We start from the raw sequence: 1478 nt of genomic DNA on the forward strand, positions 1-1478 counted from the left end.
GTGGGTGGGAAGACACCACTGTAGGGCGGGGCGGTGGCTGGGTCTGTCAGGCAGGCTACACCCGCGGCCATGTGTCGGGTGCCTTGTGCTTCATTATTGATAGCAAAAGAGGCATGAATCACTAGCGCTATCGGCCATTTCGACGCGAATTTCTGGTACATGGCGCCCGCAGCGGGCCCCACGGGCCGATGTCCCCTTCACCGGCCTGTACCCCTCATCGGCCAGCGTTCAGCCGGCCTGTGGGATCGGTGCGCGCATGCCCGCGTTCAGCAGGTTCCAGGCGTTGATGATGGCGATGGCAAAGCCCAGGTCGGAAATCTCGGCGTCGGAGAACAGGGCCTTCAGCTTGGCGTATTCGTCATCGCTTGCGTCGCTGTGGGGCGTGGCGGTGATGATCTCGGCCCAGCGGAAGGCGGCGCGTTCGCGTTCGCTGAAGAACGGTGCCTCGCGCCAGCCAGCCACAGCGTTGAGGTGGCGCGGATCGGCGCCGTCCTTGACGAGCGCGCTCCAGTGCATGTCCATGCAGTAGGCGCAGCCGTTGATCTGCGAGATGCGCAGGAATACCAGCTCGGCCAGCCGGGTGCCCAGCGGGCCTTTCTTGATGGTTTCAGAGACGTTGACCAGGCCCATGAAGGCCTTGGACGACAGTTGGTGGTAGGGCAGGCGGGCACTGTGTTGCGACATGGAAAACTCCTGGTGTGAAAGGGTGTTGATAACGGTGGTGAAAGACGGCGCTCGTGTGTGGCCTTGCTACCGTGTGGCCACACTGCCGTCTTCCATACCCTTCAAGACGCTGCACCGTGCCAGGTTGTGACAGGTGGCCTGCGTTTTTTCTGCCCTGGCGCACTCGCCGGAGGTGCCCGCGTGATGATCTGCGCGGACGGCGCCATGCCCGTGTCTTTACAGCGGCAGCATGGCCGGGATGCCGGCCAGCTTGTCCGGGTTGCGCACAGCGTAGATGGCCACGATGCGCTCGCCATCGGTCACAAACGCCTGGGCCGACTCGATGCGCCCGCCCACATAGCGCAGCAGGCCCGGCTCGCCGTTGATGAGCGCCATGCGGTACACCACCTGCGCGCCCAGGCGCCGGAACACCGCCCAGTACAGGTTGGTGATGCGAAACGGCCCCACCAGCGGCTTGGGAAACGAGGGCACGATGCCACCGCCATCGCCGATGAGCTGGGCGTCTTCGCTCAACAGTGCCTCGATGGCATGGCGGTCGCCACTCTGGGCGGCTTTCATGAAGCGCTGCAGCAACTGGTGGTGCACGGCCTGCGGCACCTCAAAGCGGGTGCGCGCCTGCTGCACGCGCTCGCTGGCGCGGTGCACCATCTGGCGGCAGCTGGCCTCGGTCTTGCCCAGCTGGGCGGCGATCTCGGGGTAGTCGTAGTCGAACACCTGGCGCAGCAAAAAGGCCGCGCGCTCCTCCGGCCCCAGCCGCTCCAGCACATACATGAACGCCACCGACAGCTCACCCG

Annotated in this window: 2 protein-coding genes; both read right to left on the bottom strand. The window is 65.2% G+C overall.

The window, feature by feature from the left end; all coding sequences use genetic code 11:
• Nucleotides 1–228 precede the first annotated feature (228 nt).
• Nucleotides 229–684: a carboxymuconolactone decarboxylase family protein gene (locus tag DBR23_RS07150; protein WP_108497783.1), complete on the bottom strand. Its 456-nt coding sequence runs from the start codon at nucleotides 682–684 to the stop codon at nucleotides 229–231.
• A 216-nt stretch (nucleotides 685–900) separates the two neighbouring features.
• Nucleotides 901–1478, bottom strand: a 578-nt coding sequence (locus DBR23_RS07155; protein ID WP_108497784.1) for a sigma factor-like helix-turn-helix DNA-binding protein, incomplete at its 5' end; no start/stop codon positions are given.

This window comes from Acidovorax sp. HMWF018 (assembly GCF_003061035.1).
Taxonomy (GTDB): Bacteria; Pseudomonadota; Gammaproteobacteria; order Burkholderiales; family Burkholderiaceae_C; genus Acidovorax; species Acidovorax delafieldii.

Excerpts from the sequence above, each read along its gene's own strand:
- DBR23_RS07150 (WP_108497783.1), bottom strand. The coding sequence starts at position 684 with ATGTCGCAACACAGTGCCCGCCTGCCCTACCACCAACTGTCGTCCAAG.